General features: G+C 69.0%; 10 protein-coding genes. 4 read left to right on the top strand and 6 right to left on the bottom strand.

The window, feature by feature from the left end; genetic code table 11:
• The first annotated feature begins 11 nt into the window (after positions 1-11).
• Genes OG294_RS24980 through OG294_RS24995 form a run of 4 tightly spaced genes read left to right on the top strand, consistent with a single transcriptional unit; the run spans position 12 to position 4,175 of the window.
• A complete protein-coding gene (locus OG294_RS24980; protein WP_327068787.1) occupies positions 12-935 on the top strand; it encodes an ABC transporter permease in 924 nt (307 codons plus the stop codon).
• Positions 928-1,956, top strand: coding sequence for an ABC transporter permease (locus OG294_RS24985; protein ID WP_327068788.1), 1,029 nt, complete (start codon positions 928-930; stop codon positions 1,954-1,956). The genes OG294_RS24980 and OG294_RS24985 overlap by 8 nt, the downstream gene beginning before the upstream one ends.
• A 16-nt stretch (positions 1,957-1,972) precedes the next feature.
• On the top strand, positions 1,973-3,025 hold the full coding sequence (locus tag OG294_RS24990) for an ABC transporter ATP-binding protein (RefSeq protein ID WP_327068789.1): 1,053 nt from the start codon (positions 1,973-1,975) through the stop codon (positions 3,023-3,025).
• Positions 3,018-4,175: an ABC transporter ATP-binding protein gene (locus OG294_RS24995; RefSeq protein ID WP_327068790.1), complete on the top strand. Its 1,158-nt coding sequence runs from the start codon at positions 3,018-3,020 to the stop codon at positions 4,173-4,175. Before OG294_RS24990 ends, OG294_RS24995 begins: the two co-directional genes overlap by 8 nt.
• A 59-nt stretch (positions 4,176-4,234) precedes the next feature.
• On the opposite strand, the gene OG294_RS25000 is transcribed toward OG294_RS24995, so the two are convergent.
• The 6 genes from OG294_RS25000 to OG294_RS25025 all read right to left on the bottom strand — a co-directional run bounded on the left by OG294_RS25000 (position 4,235) and on the right by OG294_RS25025 (position 13,508).
• Positions 4,235-5,356, bottom strand: coding sequence for an ABC transporter ATP-binding protein (locus OG294_RS25000; protein WP_327068791.1), 1,122 nt, complete (start codon positions 5,354-5,356; stop codon positions 4,235-4,237).
• A gap of 28 nt (positions 5,357-5,384) precedes the next feature.
• Positions 5,385-6,455, bottom strand: coding sequence for an ABC transporter ATP-binding protein (locus OG294_RS25005; protein WP_327068792.1), 1,071 nt, complete (start codon positions 6,453-6,455; stop codon positions 5,385-5,387).
• Positions 6,456-6,510: 55 nt separating this feature from the next.
• Entirely contained in the window at positions 6,511-7,491 is a 981-nt protein-coding gene (locus tag OG294_RS25010) for an ABC transporter permease (RefSeq protein ID WP_327068793.1), read from the bottom strand.
• A gap of 160 nt (positions 7,492-7,651) precedes the next feature.
• Entirely contained in the window at positions 7,652-9,391 is a 1,740-nt protein-coding gene (locus tag OG294_RS25015) for an ABC transporter substrate-binding protein (protein WP_327068794.1), read from the bottom strand.
• Positions 9,392-9,541: 150 nt separating this feature from the next.
• Complete coding sequence (locus OG294_RS25020) at positions 9,542-10,567, bottom strand: ABC transporter permease (protein ID WP_327068795.1); 1,026 nt, start codon at positions 10,565-10,567, stop codon at positions 9,542-9,544.
• A 553-nt stretch (positions 10,568-11,120) separates the two neighbouring features.
• Positions 11,121-13,508 (bottom strand): peptidoglycan binding domain-containing protein, encoded by a 2,388-nt coding sequence (locus OG294_RS25025; protein ID WP_327068796.1) that lies wholly within the window; start codon positions 13,506-13,508, stop codon positions 11,121-11,123.
• Positions 13,509-13,660: the final 152 nt, after the last annotated feature.

The following is a 13,660-nucleotide window of genomic DNA, read 5'->3' on the forward strand; positions in this document are numbered from 1 at the left end:
TGGAGGTTCGCATGGGACGCTACGTCCTGAGGCGCCTGCTCCAGATGATCCCGGTGTTCATCGGGACCACCTTCCTGATCTTCGTCATGGTGCACGCGCTCGGTGACCCGGTGAACGCCCTCTTCGGCGACCGGGCCCCGGATCCGGCCGTGGCGGCGCAGATCCGGGCCCAGTACAACCTGAACGACCCGCTGTGGCTCCAGTACGTCAAGTACATGGGCAAGCTCTTCCAGTGGGACTTCGGCACCACCTTCAGCGGCCAGACGGTGACCTCGCAGCTGGCGGCCGCCTATCCGGTCACCCTCAAGCTCACGGCGGTGGCCTTCGTCATCGAGGTGGTCTTCGGCATCGGCCTGGGCCTGCTGAGCGGACTGCGGCGGGGGCGGATCGCGGACAACTCGGTGCTGGTCCTCACCCTGGTGGTCATCTCCATCCCGACCTTCGTCACCGGCTACGTGCTGCAGTACCTGGTCGGCGTGAAGTGGGGGATCCTGCCGGCCACGGTCGGCTTCGACGTGACCTTCGAGTCGCTGATCCTGCCGGGCATCGTGCTGGCCTCGGTCTCGCTCGCCTACGTCGCCCGGCTGACCCGCACCACCGTCGCGGAGAACAGCAAGGCGGACTACGTGCGCACCGCGGTGGCCAAGGGGCTGCCCAGACGCCGGGTGGTGATCAACCACCTGCTGCGCAACTCGCTGATCCCGGTGGTCACCTTCCTGGGGACCGACCTGGGAGCGCTGATGGGTGGCGCGCTCGTGACGGAACGCATCTTCAACATCCACGGCGTCGGCTACACCCTCTACCAGGGGATCGTGCGGCAGAGCACCAACACCGTGGTCGGCTTCGTGACCATCCTGGTCATCGTCTTCCTGCTGGCCAACCTGCTCGTCGACCTGCTCTACGCGGTCCTGGACCCAAGGATCCGGTATGCCTGACCAGGAGAAGTACAACCAATCGGACCCGATGGCGGGGGCCGGCGACGAAGACGAGGAGATGCAGAGCGCGGTCGAGAGCCGGACCCTCGATCTCGGCACCATGGAGGCCGAGACCCTGATCAAGGCCGAGCGGCTGACCGACCACCCGGAGACCGCGGCGGCGGAGGAGCGGGTGGAGCCGCGCAGCCTGTGGCAGGACGCCTGGCGGGACCTGCGGCGCAACCCGATCTTCATCATCTCCGGCCTGCTGATCCTCTTCCTGGTCATCGTGGCGATCTGGCCCAGCCTGCTCACCTCGACCAACCCGCTCAGCTGCGACCTGACCAAGTCGCAGCAGGGCCCCACCTCCGGCCACCCGTTCGGCTACGACACCCAGGGTTGCGACGTCTACGCCCGCACCGTCTACGGCGCACGCGCCTCGATCACCGTCGGCGTCTGCGCCACCGCCGGCTCGGCGATCGTCGGGACCCTGCTGGGCGGGCTGGCCGGCTTCTTCGGCGGCTGGTCGGACTCGGTGATCTCCCGGGTCGCCGACATCTTCTTCGGTATCCCGATCCTGCTGGGCGGTCTGGTCTTCCTCTCGGTGATCTCCACCCGGTCGGTCTGGATCGTGGTGGCGTTCATCGTGGTCCTCGGCTGGCCGCAGCTGGCCCGGATCGCCCGCGGCGCGGTGATCACGGCCAAGCAGCAGGACTACGTCACGGCCGCCCGCGCGCTGGGCGCCGGCAGCGGGCGGCTGATGATCCGGCACATCCTGCCGAACGCGGTGGCCCCGATCATCGTGGTGGCCACCATCGCGCTGGGCACCTACATCGCACTGGAGGCCACGCTGAGCTACCTCGGCGTCGGCCTCAAGCCGCCCACCGTCTCCTGGGGCATCGACATCTCGGCCGCGTCGGACACCTTCAGCATCGCGCCGCACATGCTGCTCTTCCCGGCCGGCGCGCTGAGCATCACGGTGCTCGCGTTCATCATGCTCGGCGACGCGGTCCGCGACGCCCTCGACCCCAAGCTGCGCTGAGGAAGGGTCACCACCGATGAGTAGCAGCATCAGCGCCCAGCCGCGCGAAAGCACCGCGGACACCGAGGAGTCCCCGCTGCTGGAGGTCCGCGACCTGCACGTGGAGTTCCGTACCCGGGACGGGGTGGCGACGGCCGTCAACGGGGTGAACTACTCGGTGCGGGCCGGCGAGACGCTGGCCGTCCTGGGCGAGTCGGGCTCCGGCAAGTCGGTCACCGCGCAGGCCGTGATGGGCATCCTGGACAGCCCGCCGGGCTTCGTGACCGGCGGTCAGATCGTCTTCAAGGGCCGCGACCTGCTCACCCTGGGCACCGAGGAGCGGCGCAAGATCCGCGGCTCGCAGATGGCGATGATCTTCCAGGACGCGCTCTCCTCGCTCAACCCCGTGCACACGGTGGGCGCGCAGCTGGGCGAGATGTACCGGGTGCACCAAGGGGCGTCGCGCAAGGAGGCCAAGGCCAAGGCCATCGAGCTGATGGACCGGGTGCGCATCCCGGCCGCCGCGGAGCGGGTCGGCAACTACCCGCACCAGTTCTCCGGAGGCATGCGCCAGCGCATCATGATCGCGATGGCGCTGGCCCTGGAGCCCGACCTGATCATCGCCGACGAACCGACCACCGCGCTGGACGTCACCGTCCAGGCCCAGGTGATGGACCTGCTGGCGGAGCTGCAGGCCGAGTACCACATGGGCCTGATCCTGATCACCCACGACCTCGGAGTGGTCGCGGACGTGGCCGACAAGATCGCGGTGATGTACGCCGGGCGGATCGTCGAGACCGCGCCGGTGCACGAGCTCTACGCCAAGCCGGCCCACCCCTACACCCGGGGCCTGCTGGACTCCATCCCGCGGCTCGACCAGAAGGGCCAAGAGCTCTACGCGATCAAGGGGCTGCCGCCCAACCTGCTGCGCATCCCGCCCGGCTGCGCCTTCAACCCGCGCTGCCCCAGGGCCAAGGAGATCTGCCGGACCACCGTGCCGCCGCTCTTCGAGGTGACGGACGCGAACGGCGCGCCGCTGCCGGGGCGGGCCAGCGCCTGCCACTTCTGGAAGGAGACCCTCGATGACTGACGGCGCCACCGCGCTCAACGCGCCCGTGCCGCAGGACGCGGCCTTCGGCCGGCCGGTCTCCGAGGGCGAACCGATCCTGGCGATCCGCGACCTGGTCAAGCACTTCCCGCTGACCCAGGGCGTCGTGGTGAAGAAGCAGATCGGGGCGGTCAAGGCGGTGGACGGGGTCTCCTTCGACCTGCGCAAGGGGGAGACGCTGGGCATCGTCGGCGAGTCCGGCTGCGGCAAGTCGACGCTGGCGAAGGTCCTGATGAACCTGGAGCCGGCCACCTCGGGCTCGGTGCGCTACAAGGGCGAGGAGATCTCCCGGCTCTCCGGCAACGCGCTCAAGGTGGTGCGGCGCAACATCCAGATGGTCTTCCAGGACCCGTACACCTCGCTCAACCCCCGGATGACGGTCGGCGACATCATCGGCGAGCCGTACGAGATCCACCCCGAGGTGGCGCCCAAGGGCGAGCGGCGCAAGGCCGTCCAGGACCTGCTGGACGTGGTCGGGCTCAACCCGGAGTACATCAACCGCTATCCGCACCAGTTCTCCGGCGGCCAGCGGCAGCGGATCGGCATCGCCCGCGGGCTGGCGCTCAAGCCCGAGGTGATCATCTGCGACGAGCCGGTCTCCGCGCTGGACGTCTCGGTCCAGGCCCAGGTGATCAACCTGCTGGAGAAGCTGCAGGACGAGTTCGAGCTGTCGTACATCTTCATCGCGCACGACCTGTCGATCGTGCGGCACATCTCGGACCGGGTGGGCGTGATGTACCTGGGCAAGATGGTGGAGATCGGCTCCGACCTGGAGATCTACGACCACGCCACGCACCCGTACACCCAGGCGCTGCTCTCCGCGGTGCCGGTGCCCGACCCCAGCGCGCGGGAGGGGCGCGACCGCATCGTGCTGACCGGCGACGTGCCCTCGCCCGCCGACCCACCCTCGGGCTGCCGCTTCCGCACCCGCTGCTGGAAGGCCCAGGAGCGCTGCGCGAGCGAGGAGCCGCTGCTGGCCCGGCCGTCCTGGCTGACGGGGCCGGCGGCGCACGAGTCGGCGTGTCACTTCGCGGCGGAGCGCGAGATCGGGCAGAGCGCGGCGGAGCGCGAGTACGGGCAGGACGGGCAGAACGGGCACGGCGCGCCGGAGGGCGAGAACCCCGCGCAGTGACCACGCGAAAGGGCCCCCTCCACGCACGGAGGGGGCCCTTTCGTCGGAGTGCGGCCCGGTCAGTCCTTGGCCGGCTCGGCCTTGGCGGCCGGCGTGGCAGCCGCCTTGGTGTCGCTCTTGGAGATGCGCACGGCATCGGTGGTGCTGCCGTCCTCGGGGAAGTGGCAGGCCGTCAGGTGGCCCTCGGCGCTGCCGCTGAGCTGCACCAGCGGCGGCTCCTCGGTCGCGCACTTCTCCTGCGCCTTCCAGCAGCGGGTGCGGAAGCGGCAGCCCGACGGCGGGTTGAGCGGCGAGGGGACGTCACCGGTGAGGCGGATCCGGTCGGTGGACTCGTTGTCCGGGTCGGCGTCCGGCGCGGCCGACAGCAGCGCGTGGGTGTACGGGTGACGCGGCTTGTTGTAGAGCGAGTCGCGGTCGGCGATCTCGACCACCTTGCCCAGGTACATCACCGTGACGCGCTGCGAGAAGTGCCGCACGATCGACAGGTCGTGCGCGATGAAGACGAAGGCGATGCCCAGGTCGCGCTGCAGACCCTGGAGCAGGTTGACCACCTGGGCCTGGATCGACACGTCCAGCGCGGAGACCGGCTCGTCCGCGATGATCAGCTTCGGGTTGAGCGAGAGAGCGCGCGCGACACCGATGCGCTGGCGCTGGCCGCCGGAGAACTCGTGCGGGAAGCGGTTGTAGTGCTCCGGGTTGAGACCGACGATCTCCAGGAGCTCCTTGGCCCGGGCGGCGCGGCCACCGGGCGGGTTGATCCCGTTGATCTCCATCGGGCTGGTGATGATCGTGCCGACGGTGTGCCGCGGGTTCAGCGAGGAGTACGGGTCCTGGAAGATCATCTGGATCTCGGACCGGATCGGCGCCAGCTCCTTGCGGGAGGCGTGCGCGATCTCCTGGCCGTTGTACTTGATCGAGCCGCTGGTGGGCTCGTACAGGCGGGTGACCAGGCGGCCGGTGGTCGACTTGCCACAGCCGGACTCGCCGACCAGGCCCAGGCTCTCGCCCGCGGCCACGGTGAAGCTGACGTTGTCGACCGCCTGCACCGCGCCGACCTGGCGCTTGAACGGGAAGCCGCCCATCACCGGGAAGTGCTTGGTGAGGCCCTCGACCTCCAGCAGCGGGGTGCCGGAGGCGGCGGCCTTGCCGGCCGACTTGCTCAGAGTCTGCTCTGCGCTCATGGGGTTTCCTTGGCTCCTTTACCGAGGCTCAGCTGCTCAGCCGGGGCAGGATCTGCTCGGTGAGGATGGACTGCTTCTGCGCGGCGGTGAGGTGGCAGGCGGACAGGTGTCCGTTGGCCAGCTCGAGTGCCGGGCGCTCGGTCTCGCACTTGTCGCCGACCACCAGCTCACGGTACGCGCAGCGCGGGTGGAAGGCGCAGCCGGCCGGGGGGTTCAGCAGCGACGGCGGGGAGCCCGGGATCGGCTCCAACGGCACGTCCACCGAGGCGTTGATCCGCGGGATCGAGCTCAGCAGGCCCCAGCCGTAGGGGTGCTGGGAGCTCTTGAGCACCTCGCGCATGGTGCCGCGCTCGACGGCCCGGCCCGCGTACATCACCAGCACGTCGTCGGCGATCTCGCGGATCACGCCGAGGTCGTGGGTGATGAAGATGATCGAGGTGCCGAACTCCTGCTGGAGGTCCTTGAGCAGGTCGACGATCTGGGCCTGGACGGTCACGTCGAGCGCGGTGGTCGGCTCGTCGGCGATCAGCAGCTCGGGGTCGCAGACCAGGGCCATGGCGATCATGGCGCGCTGGCGCATACCGCCGGAGAACTGGTGCGGGAAGTCGTCCACCCGGGTCTGCGGCTGCGGGATGCCGACGCGGCGCAGCATCTCGATCGCGCGCTCGCGGGCCTCCTTCTTGTTCGCGCCGGTGTGCTTCATGAACGGCTCGGCGATCTGCCGACCGATCGTGTAGTACGGCGAGAGCGCGGCCAGCGCGTCCTGGAAGATCATCGCCATCTTCTGGCCGCGGAGCTTCTCGAGGTCCTTCTGCGAGGCCTTGAGCAGGTCCTGGCCGTCGAGGACGACGGAGCCCTCGATGGTGGTGTTCTTCGGGTTGTGCAGGCCCATCACGGCCAGGTTGGACACCGACTTGCCGGAGCCCGACTCACCGACGATCCCGAGGGTCTTGCCCTTCTCGAGGTCGAACGTGAGGTTGTTGACGGCCTTGACGATGCCGTCCTCGGTGCGGAAGCGGACCTGCAGGTCGCGCACCGAGAGGAAGCTGCTGCCGGCCCGGGGCGCGGGAACGGCCTCGGACGTGGTGAGGGTGCTCACGGTCGGATCTCCTCTGGGGCGGGGTGGTGCGGAACTGATACGGATGCGGAGGGGGTCATCCCAGCCGGACCCGGGGGTCGAGGAGACCGTAGGCGGCGTCGACGATGATGTTGAAGACGAGGATGGCGACCGAGCTGAAGATCAGCACGCCGAGCTCCAGGTTGATGTCCTGCGAGGTCACGGACTTGACCGCGAGGAAGCCGAGGCCCTGGATGTTGAAGGTGAACTCGGTGATGATCGCGCCGGAGAAGACGGTGCCGAGGTCGATGCCGAAGATCGTGATGATCGGGGCCATCGCGCCGCGCAGCGCGTAGCGCCACCAGACGTAGGAGCTCGACATGCCCTTGGCGCGGGCGGCCCGGATGTGGTCCTCCGACAGCTGCTCGAGCATCAGCGAGCGGACCTGGCGGGTGTAGTTGGACCAGAAGATCACCGACATCACCAGGCAGGGGAGGAGCATGCCCATGAAGCAGCCCCAGGGGTCCTGGGTGATCGGGATGTACTCGGGACGGTTCAGCCAGCCCAGGTTGTAGACGAAGAGCGCCATCGCCAGCGGGCCGATGAAGTAGATCTGGGTCGACTGGCCGATCAGCGAGATCGAGCTCGCGATCCGGTCGATGATCGTGCCCTGCTTCCAGGCGGAGAGCATGCCCAGGCCGACGCCGATGATCAGGAAGCAGGCCGCGCCGCCGATCGCCAGCACGAAGGTGGCCGGGTAGTTGGAGACGATCCGGCTCCACACGAAGGTGGAGGTGTTGTACGAGTAGCCGAAGCACGGGGCGGCGCAGTGGCCGATGTTGCCCATGTCCTGGCCGACGAACAGACCGCTGATGTAGTCCCAGAACTGGGTGGTGATCGGCCGGTTCAGGTGCATGTTCTGCCGGATCTGCTCCAGCAGCTGCGGGCTGCAGCCCTTGGGGCAGTTCAGCTGCGCAGCGTCCACCGGCATCGCGTGGAAGGCGAAGAAGGTGAGGCAGATGAGTAGGAACATGATGACGATCGCGCCGAGCGCCCGGCGGATGAGAAATCGGAGCATTGGGTGAGCTCTTCCGAGTGAGGGCGCCTACGGCGGCCACGTCGTGGAGAGTGCGACCGCCCGGGGCACAGACGGTCAGCACGTCCCCCGGGCGGGACCACCCGATGAGGGTGGCCCCGCCCGGGGGAGTCGGCCCGGAGGCCGACTCCGGGTCCGGTGCTTACTTGATGAAGATGCTGGAGGGGTCGATGCAGCCGAGGCCGGGGTTGTAGGCCACGCCGCCAAGACCGGCGCCGTAGACCTGGAAGAACTTGTCGTACGCGTACGGGATCTGCGGGACGTCGGTGCTCAGGATCTTGTCAGCGAGGCTCATCCAGTCGGACGCGGCCTGGGCCGGGTCGGCCTCAGCGCTGATCTTGTCCATCTCGGCGTTCATCGCCGGGTTGTTGTAGTGCGAGTAGTTCGGCGCACCGGTGGCGATGGTGCGGCCGTCCAGGGTCGGCGGGATGACCGTCGAGCCGTTCGGCCAGTCGGCGCCCCAGCCGGTGCGGTACATGTCGAAGCCGTTGTCGGTCTTGCCGATCTCGGTGTAGTACGTGGTCGGGTCGATCGCCTTGGTCTCGACGTTGAAGCCGGCCCGGTTCAGCGCGTCCTGGATGGTCGCGGAGATGGTCTGCCACCTGGTGGTGTTGGCGTACGCCAGCACGATGTGGTAGCCGACCTTGTTGTCGTCCTGGAGCAGCTTCTTGGCCGCGTCCGGGTCACCGGCCGGGTTGGCCTTGATGCCCAGCGGGTCGGTGTCCTTCCAACCGGACACGGTCGGGCTGACCAGGTTGCCGGCCAGGTCACCGGCCGTCTGACCACCGAACTGACGCAGCACCGCGGAGTACGGGAACGCCTTGGCCATCGCCTGGCGGACCTTGGGGTCGGTCACCCGGGTGGTGTTGATCGAGAAGACGTCGACGTACGGCTGGTACAGGCTGATGGTGCGGGCCTTGTACTGCGGGTCGTTCTGGATCGTCTGGGTCAGGCTCGGGTCCGCGTTCTGGACCAGGGTCAGCGCGTCCTTGTCCGTCCCGGCGCCACCCATCAGGCGCTGGGTCAGCTGCGGGTTGCTGACGTTGAGCTCGAACACCCAGCTGTCCACGTACTGGTGGCGCAGCGGGTCGGTCTTCGGGTCCCAGTTGGGGTTGCGGACCAGGGTCAGCGACTTCTCCGGCTGGTAGTCCTTGATCTTGTAAGGACCGATCGAGACCGGGTGGTTGTTGTAGTCCTGCTTGGTGTCCGCGGACTTCTCGATCGCGGTCACGTCGGGCATCGCGGCCGCGAAGTTCGCGTCCGAGTGGACGGCCTGGAAGTGGAAGACGATGGTCTTCGGGTCCGGGGTGCCGATCACGCTGTCCGGCAGCTCACCGTGGTCCGGGCCCTGGTAGACCTTGCGGTAGTCCTGGCCGGAGAGCCAGACCGGGAAGTAGGTCGGACCGTTGGTCTGGTAGTCCGCGTAGAGGCGCTCGATGGCGTACTTGACGTCCTTCGAGGTGATCGGCGTGCCGTCCTCGAACTTCAGGCCGTCCTTCAGCGTCCAGGTCCAGGTCTTGCCGCCGTCGGAGGCGGTGCCGGTGTCGGTCGCCATGTCGCCGACCAGCGTGGTCTTGCCGGTCGTCGGGTCGGTCTTGTAGTTCGTCAGCTGACGGCTGTAGAGCATGCCGACGGCCTGGTACTCGTTGACGTACTGCTGGCTCGGGTCCAGGTAGTCGAAGCCGGCGGCCTCGATGCCGTGGGCGGTGCCACCCTGCTTCGCCCCGGGAACGTCGGCGGCCGGGCCGGTCGAGTCGGCCTTGGTGCCCACGGCGATCGTGGAGACCGAGGCGGCCGGACCCTTGGCGTTGTCGGACTTGGTGCCGCCGCCCCCACCACATGCCGTCAGCGTGAGGGCGCTGACCGCCACGAGCGCCGGCATGAGTGCTGCCTTGCGAAGTCTCATTGGTTCCTACCTGTCACTGGTCATGAACTGTCTAACCAGCGCGGACCGGCGGGGCTGCGTTGCCCCGGGGTGGCCGGTGCTGGGGGGAGCGAGGTGAAACAGGGTGTTACAAGGGGGGTGGAGCGGCTAGCGGATGGTCTTCGGGTCGAGCGCGTCCCGGACCGCATCTCCGAACTGGTTGAACGCGATGGTGAAGATCATCAGCGAGAGTCCGGGGAAGATCAGGTAGGTCAGGTCGTTGCGGTAGTTGTTCACCGCGTCCTGGAACATCAGGCCCCAGTCGGGGGTCGGCTCGGTCATGCCGACGCCGAGGAAGGAGAGGCCGGCCTCCGCGGTCACCATGGCCGGGAGCAGCAGGGTCATCTGCACCAGGATGGTGGTCGCCAGGTTGGGCATCAGCTCCTTGAAGATGATGCGCCAGGAGGAGGCTCCGGTGATCTTGGCGGCCTCGATGTACTCGCGCTCGCGCAGGCTGAGCGACAGGCCGCGCAGCAGACGGGCGGTGGCCATCCAGCCGAGGAACGTCTGCACCAGCACGATCGCGATGACGCGCATGTAGACCGGGGTCGGCCGGTCCGGCGCGACGAAGACGGCCAGCACGATCGGGGTGAAGGCGATGAAGAAGAGCTGCTGCGGCAGGGCCAGCAGCATGTCGGTGAAGCGTCCGACGAAGTAGTCGAAACGGCCGCCGAGGTAACCCTGCGCGACGCCGACGACGATGCCGACCACACCGGAGGCGATGGTGATGAGCAGGCCGATGCCGAGCGAGGTGCGGATGCCGTAGACCAGCTTGGCGAAGATGTCGTACCCGGCGTTCGGCGTGACGCCGAACCAGTGGGTCGAGCTCATGCCGCCGTTCGCGCCGATCGGGATGCCGGAGTCGTCGAGCAGCGACATGTCGCGCACCCCGTAGGGGATGTAGGGCGACTGGCCGTACAACTTCGTGATCACCGGTGCGAGGATCGCGATCAGGATGTAGAGGATCACGATCGCGGCGCAGAACACACCGATGCGGTTGCGCTTGAAGCGGCTCCAGGCAATCTGGCCCGGGGTGCGCCCGAGGAGCGCGGCGGGCTTCTTGCCGCCGTCTCCTGTCGCGGACGCGACGAGGACCGGGTCGGTCTCTGTCGTGTCCTCAGTTGGCGTCGTCATGGTGCGAAAGCTCCCGCCGGTGTGGTCTGTGCAGCAGCAACGAGGAAGAAGTTGGTCGAACGGACTCTCGCAACTCGTTTATCGAACGTCAAGAGTTTCTCTGTAGCTGGACAGGCAGTTTTGGCTTCGTTCTGGAATGTCCACCAGGTTGTAGCTTTCAGATACTTGACAGCCTCATGACGAGACGTACCAAAACGGACATATACCGGCAAAGCTCGTTCATAAGTTCGTAACGAGGGCTTAGTCGCACCGGTATCTGAACGCCGAGGGCGGCTCTTTGTAAGGTTGACGCGCATAGATAAAGGTGTCCGTTTTGACCTGCTATGGGGTGAATACTCGTCGGTTTTCAGCGTCCGGTATCCGGACGGATTTGGCGGGAAGCCGCCGCTGGCGACTTTTCGTCAGCCATTAATGGCTTCCCGGAATCCGTCGGGAGAGGTGCTGCCCAAGCCCGCTGTCGGTTACACGCCAGTGGCGAGAAGTCGCCGTGAATCACGTCGAAGCCCCGGAACGATCGACGTTCCGGGGCTTCGGGCGAGCATTTTTGACATGCTCACATATGGAACTTGGAAGTGCGCTCCGCATCGGTGTTCTTGTCATAGACGGAAGCGATCGCGTCGGCCACGTCCTGGGTTGTGATCGGGGCCAAAGTACCGTCGCTCTTACGGAACTTGAGCTTGTCGAAGACCGGTCCGACAGCCGTCGCCAACTGGTTGAGGTCCCACTTGGGAACGAAGTTTCCGTTGCCGTCCGGCACCAGCGTGAGCGTCTTGGCGGCGATTGCCTTGGTGAAGACGAACTTCCTGGTCGCACTGCCGGTACCGGCCAGCACGGTGACCCGGCCACTGACGATCGCCTTGCCGAGACCGTCGGCGGCCTGCTGCAGCGCCTGCGTGGAGACCTTGGGCTGGGCGGCGGTCACCGCCAGGGTGACCGGGGCGTCCGCCTTGCCGTTGGCCCGGTCCTGGTAGCTCTGCACCACCTGGTCGACCGCCGAGTTGCCGTCCACCGCCTGACCGGCCTGACCGGGGACCACGGTCGGGTCGCCGGTGTCGCTGAACTGGACGTAGCCCTCCTTGAGCCCGTGCGCCGAGCTTGCCGCCAGGCTGTCCAGCGCGGCCTTGAGCTTGGCCCGGTCGATCCGCATGGCCGGCGGCACCTTCTTGGTGCCACCGGCCAGCGAGCCGATCACGGTCATGGGGCCGTAGCTGTGCTTGGTCAGGCCGTCCACGGTGGCGGTGGTGTCGAAGCTCAGGCCGGCGGTCGCGGGGTCCAGCGGCAGCGTCTGGTCGCCGAGCTTGAGCTGTATCGGCTTCGCGCCGATCTGGCCCACCGTGCCGTCGAGCTGGTGGACCGCCTGGTCGCGGCTGTCACCGCCGATGTCGGTGCCCAGGACGGTGGTGCCGCGGGGCACGTCCGCCTGGTTGAGCATCAGGCCGGTGCCGTACGCGGCGGCGCCCAGGAAGAGCACCCCGCCCACGCCGGTGACCAGCAGCTTCTGCACCTTGGAGCGGGCCTTGGGCTTGGCGGCGGCCTGCTTCTTGGGCGGCGCGGCCGCAGGGGCCGCCGGGGCGGCCTCGGCGCCGCCGAGCGGCTCGGTGCCCAGGGGGGCGGGCACCGGAGCGCCGGGGGCCGGCGGCTCGGTGGCCGACCGGGGGGCGCCCGCCGCGGTGGCGGCGCCGCCGGGCCGCGGCGCAGCGGGGGCCGCGCCGTACACACCGGCGACCGGCAGGCCCGGTATGGCCTCCTCGGGCAGTTCACCGCTGATCGGGTCGAAGCCGCCGATCTGGGTGTCCTCGGGCTCCTCGGACCCGGGCGCGCGCCGGCCGAAGGCGCCGGGCGGGTTGACCGGCGGCTGCGGCTTGGCGAACCGTCCGGGCGCGCCGGGCGTGCCGGTGGGCCGCGGGTTGGCGGTGGTCCCGAAGGGGTCCGCGGCAGGGGGCGGCGTGCCCAGGCCGGGCTGCGGGTCGGCGGCACCCGGGAACGAGGCGGCCGGGCCCTCGGGCCTGCCCTGGTACGGGTCGCCCGGGTACGGCCCGGCGTTCGCGTACGGGGAGCCGGGCGCGTACGACTGGTCGGCGCCCGGGTAGGAGGTGCCGCCGGTGTGCTGGTACGGCTGGTCGGAGTACGGGCTGCCGACGGCCGGCTGCTGCGGTACGCCGCCGCCGAACCCGCCGCCGCCGAACTCGTTGCCCGCGAACTCGCCGCCGCCGAACGGCGAGGGCGGCGTGCCGGTGGGCCGGGGCAGTGGGGTCTGCAGGGTGCTCTCCGCGGAGAAGAGCGGGGCGGCGGGCGCGCCGCCCTGGGGGTACGGCGTCTGTCCCTGCGGCGCGGTGGGTGCGCCGGTGGGTGCGGCGGCGGGTGCGCCCACGCTCGGCGCCGGGTTGGGGGCGGCGGCGCGCGGCGCGGTGGAGCCCACCGGCTCGGGCCGGCTCTTCTGCCGGGGCCGGAACCACTCGCCCGTCGACTCCGCCTCGGACTCGCCCTGCTGGGCCCCGGCGGGCGCCTGGGCACCGCCGGGCACCGGGGTCCCGCCGGGCGGCGTGCGCCAGTCCGGCGCCGGCGTCGGCTCCGGCCCGGCGCCCGGGGCTGCGGGCGCCGCCGGGCGGCGTCGGGCACCGGCCTCCGGCTCCGCGGCCTGCTCCTCGGGCTTGACGGTGCTTCGCATCACCACCGGCGGGATCGGCCGGGAGCCCGGGATGTTGATCGAGATTCGGGTGGTCAGCGTCGTCTCGGTCTTGGGGACCTCGGGCTCGGTCTCCTCGTGGGCCGCCGGGCTCGGGGAGCCGAAGGGGTCGCCACCGAAGCCGTTCGCCAGCCCCGGGATGCCGTAGGGGGGAGTGCCCGACGGGTAGGCGTCGAGCCCTTCACCCGCCCGGTGGCCGGGGGGCGTCGCCCGCCGGGAGGACGGGTAGGCGCTGTCAGATTCGCGGCTGCTCAATGCTGCTCTGCTCCGGGTTCGCGGCCGGACGGCTCGTCCGACGTTGCTGCGGCACCACCATACTGGGAACCCCAGGGTGGCGAACTGCTTCCCTTAGAACCCGATACGTCCGGTTCCAGGACCCGATACGTCCGGTTCCGCACCGTCGAGCC

Origin of the sequence: Kitasatospora sp. NBC_01302 (assembly GCF_035976515.1) — a bacterium.
Taxonomy (GTDB): domain Bacteria; phylum Actinomycetota; class Actinomycetes; order Streptomycetales; family Streptomycetaceae; genus Kitasatospora.

What these genes read in the sequence shown, in the direction of transcription:
- OG294_RS24980 (WP_327068787.1), top strand. Translation starts at nt 12, where the DNA reads ATGGGACGCTACGTCCTGAGGCGCCTGCTCCAGATGATCCCGGTGTTC.
- OG294_RS24985 (WP_327068788.1), top strand. Translation starts at nt 928, where the DNA reads ATGCCTGACCAGGAGAAGTACAACCAATCGGACCCGATGGCGGGGGCC.
- OG294_RS24990 (WP_327068789.1), top strand. Translation starts at nt 1,973, where the DNA reads ATGAGTAGCAGCATCAGCGCCCAGCCGCGCGAAAGCACCGCGGACACC.
- OG294_RS24995 (WP_327068790.1), top strand. Translation starts at nt 3,018, where the DNA reads ATGACTGACGGCGCCACCGCGCTCAACGCGCCCGTGCCGCAGGACGCG.
- OG294_RS25000 (WP_327068791.1), bottom strand. Translation starts at nt 5,356, where the DNA reads ATGAGCGCAGAGCAGACTCTGAGCAAGTCGGCCGGCAAGGCCGCCGCC.
- OG294_RS25010 (WP_327068793.1), bottom strand. Translation starts at nt 7,491, where the DNA reads ATGCTCCGATTTCTCATCCGCCGGGCGCTCGGCGCGATCGTCATCATG.
- OG294_RS25015 (WP_327068794.1), bottom strand. Translation starts at nt 9,391, where the DNA reads ATGCCGGCGCTCGTGGCGGTCAGCGCCCTCACGCTGACGGCATGTGGT.
- OG294_RS25020 (WP_327068795.1), bottom strand. Translation starts at nt 10,567, where the DNA reads ATGACGACGCCAACTGAGGACACGACAGAGACCGACCCGGTCCTCGTC.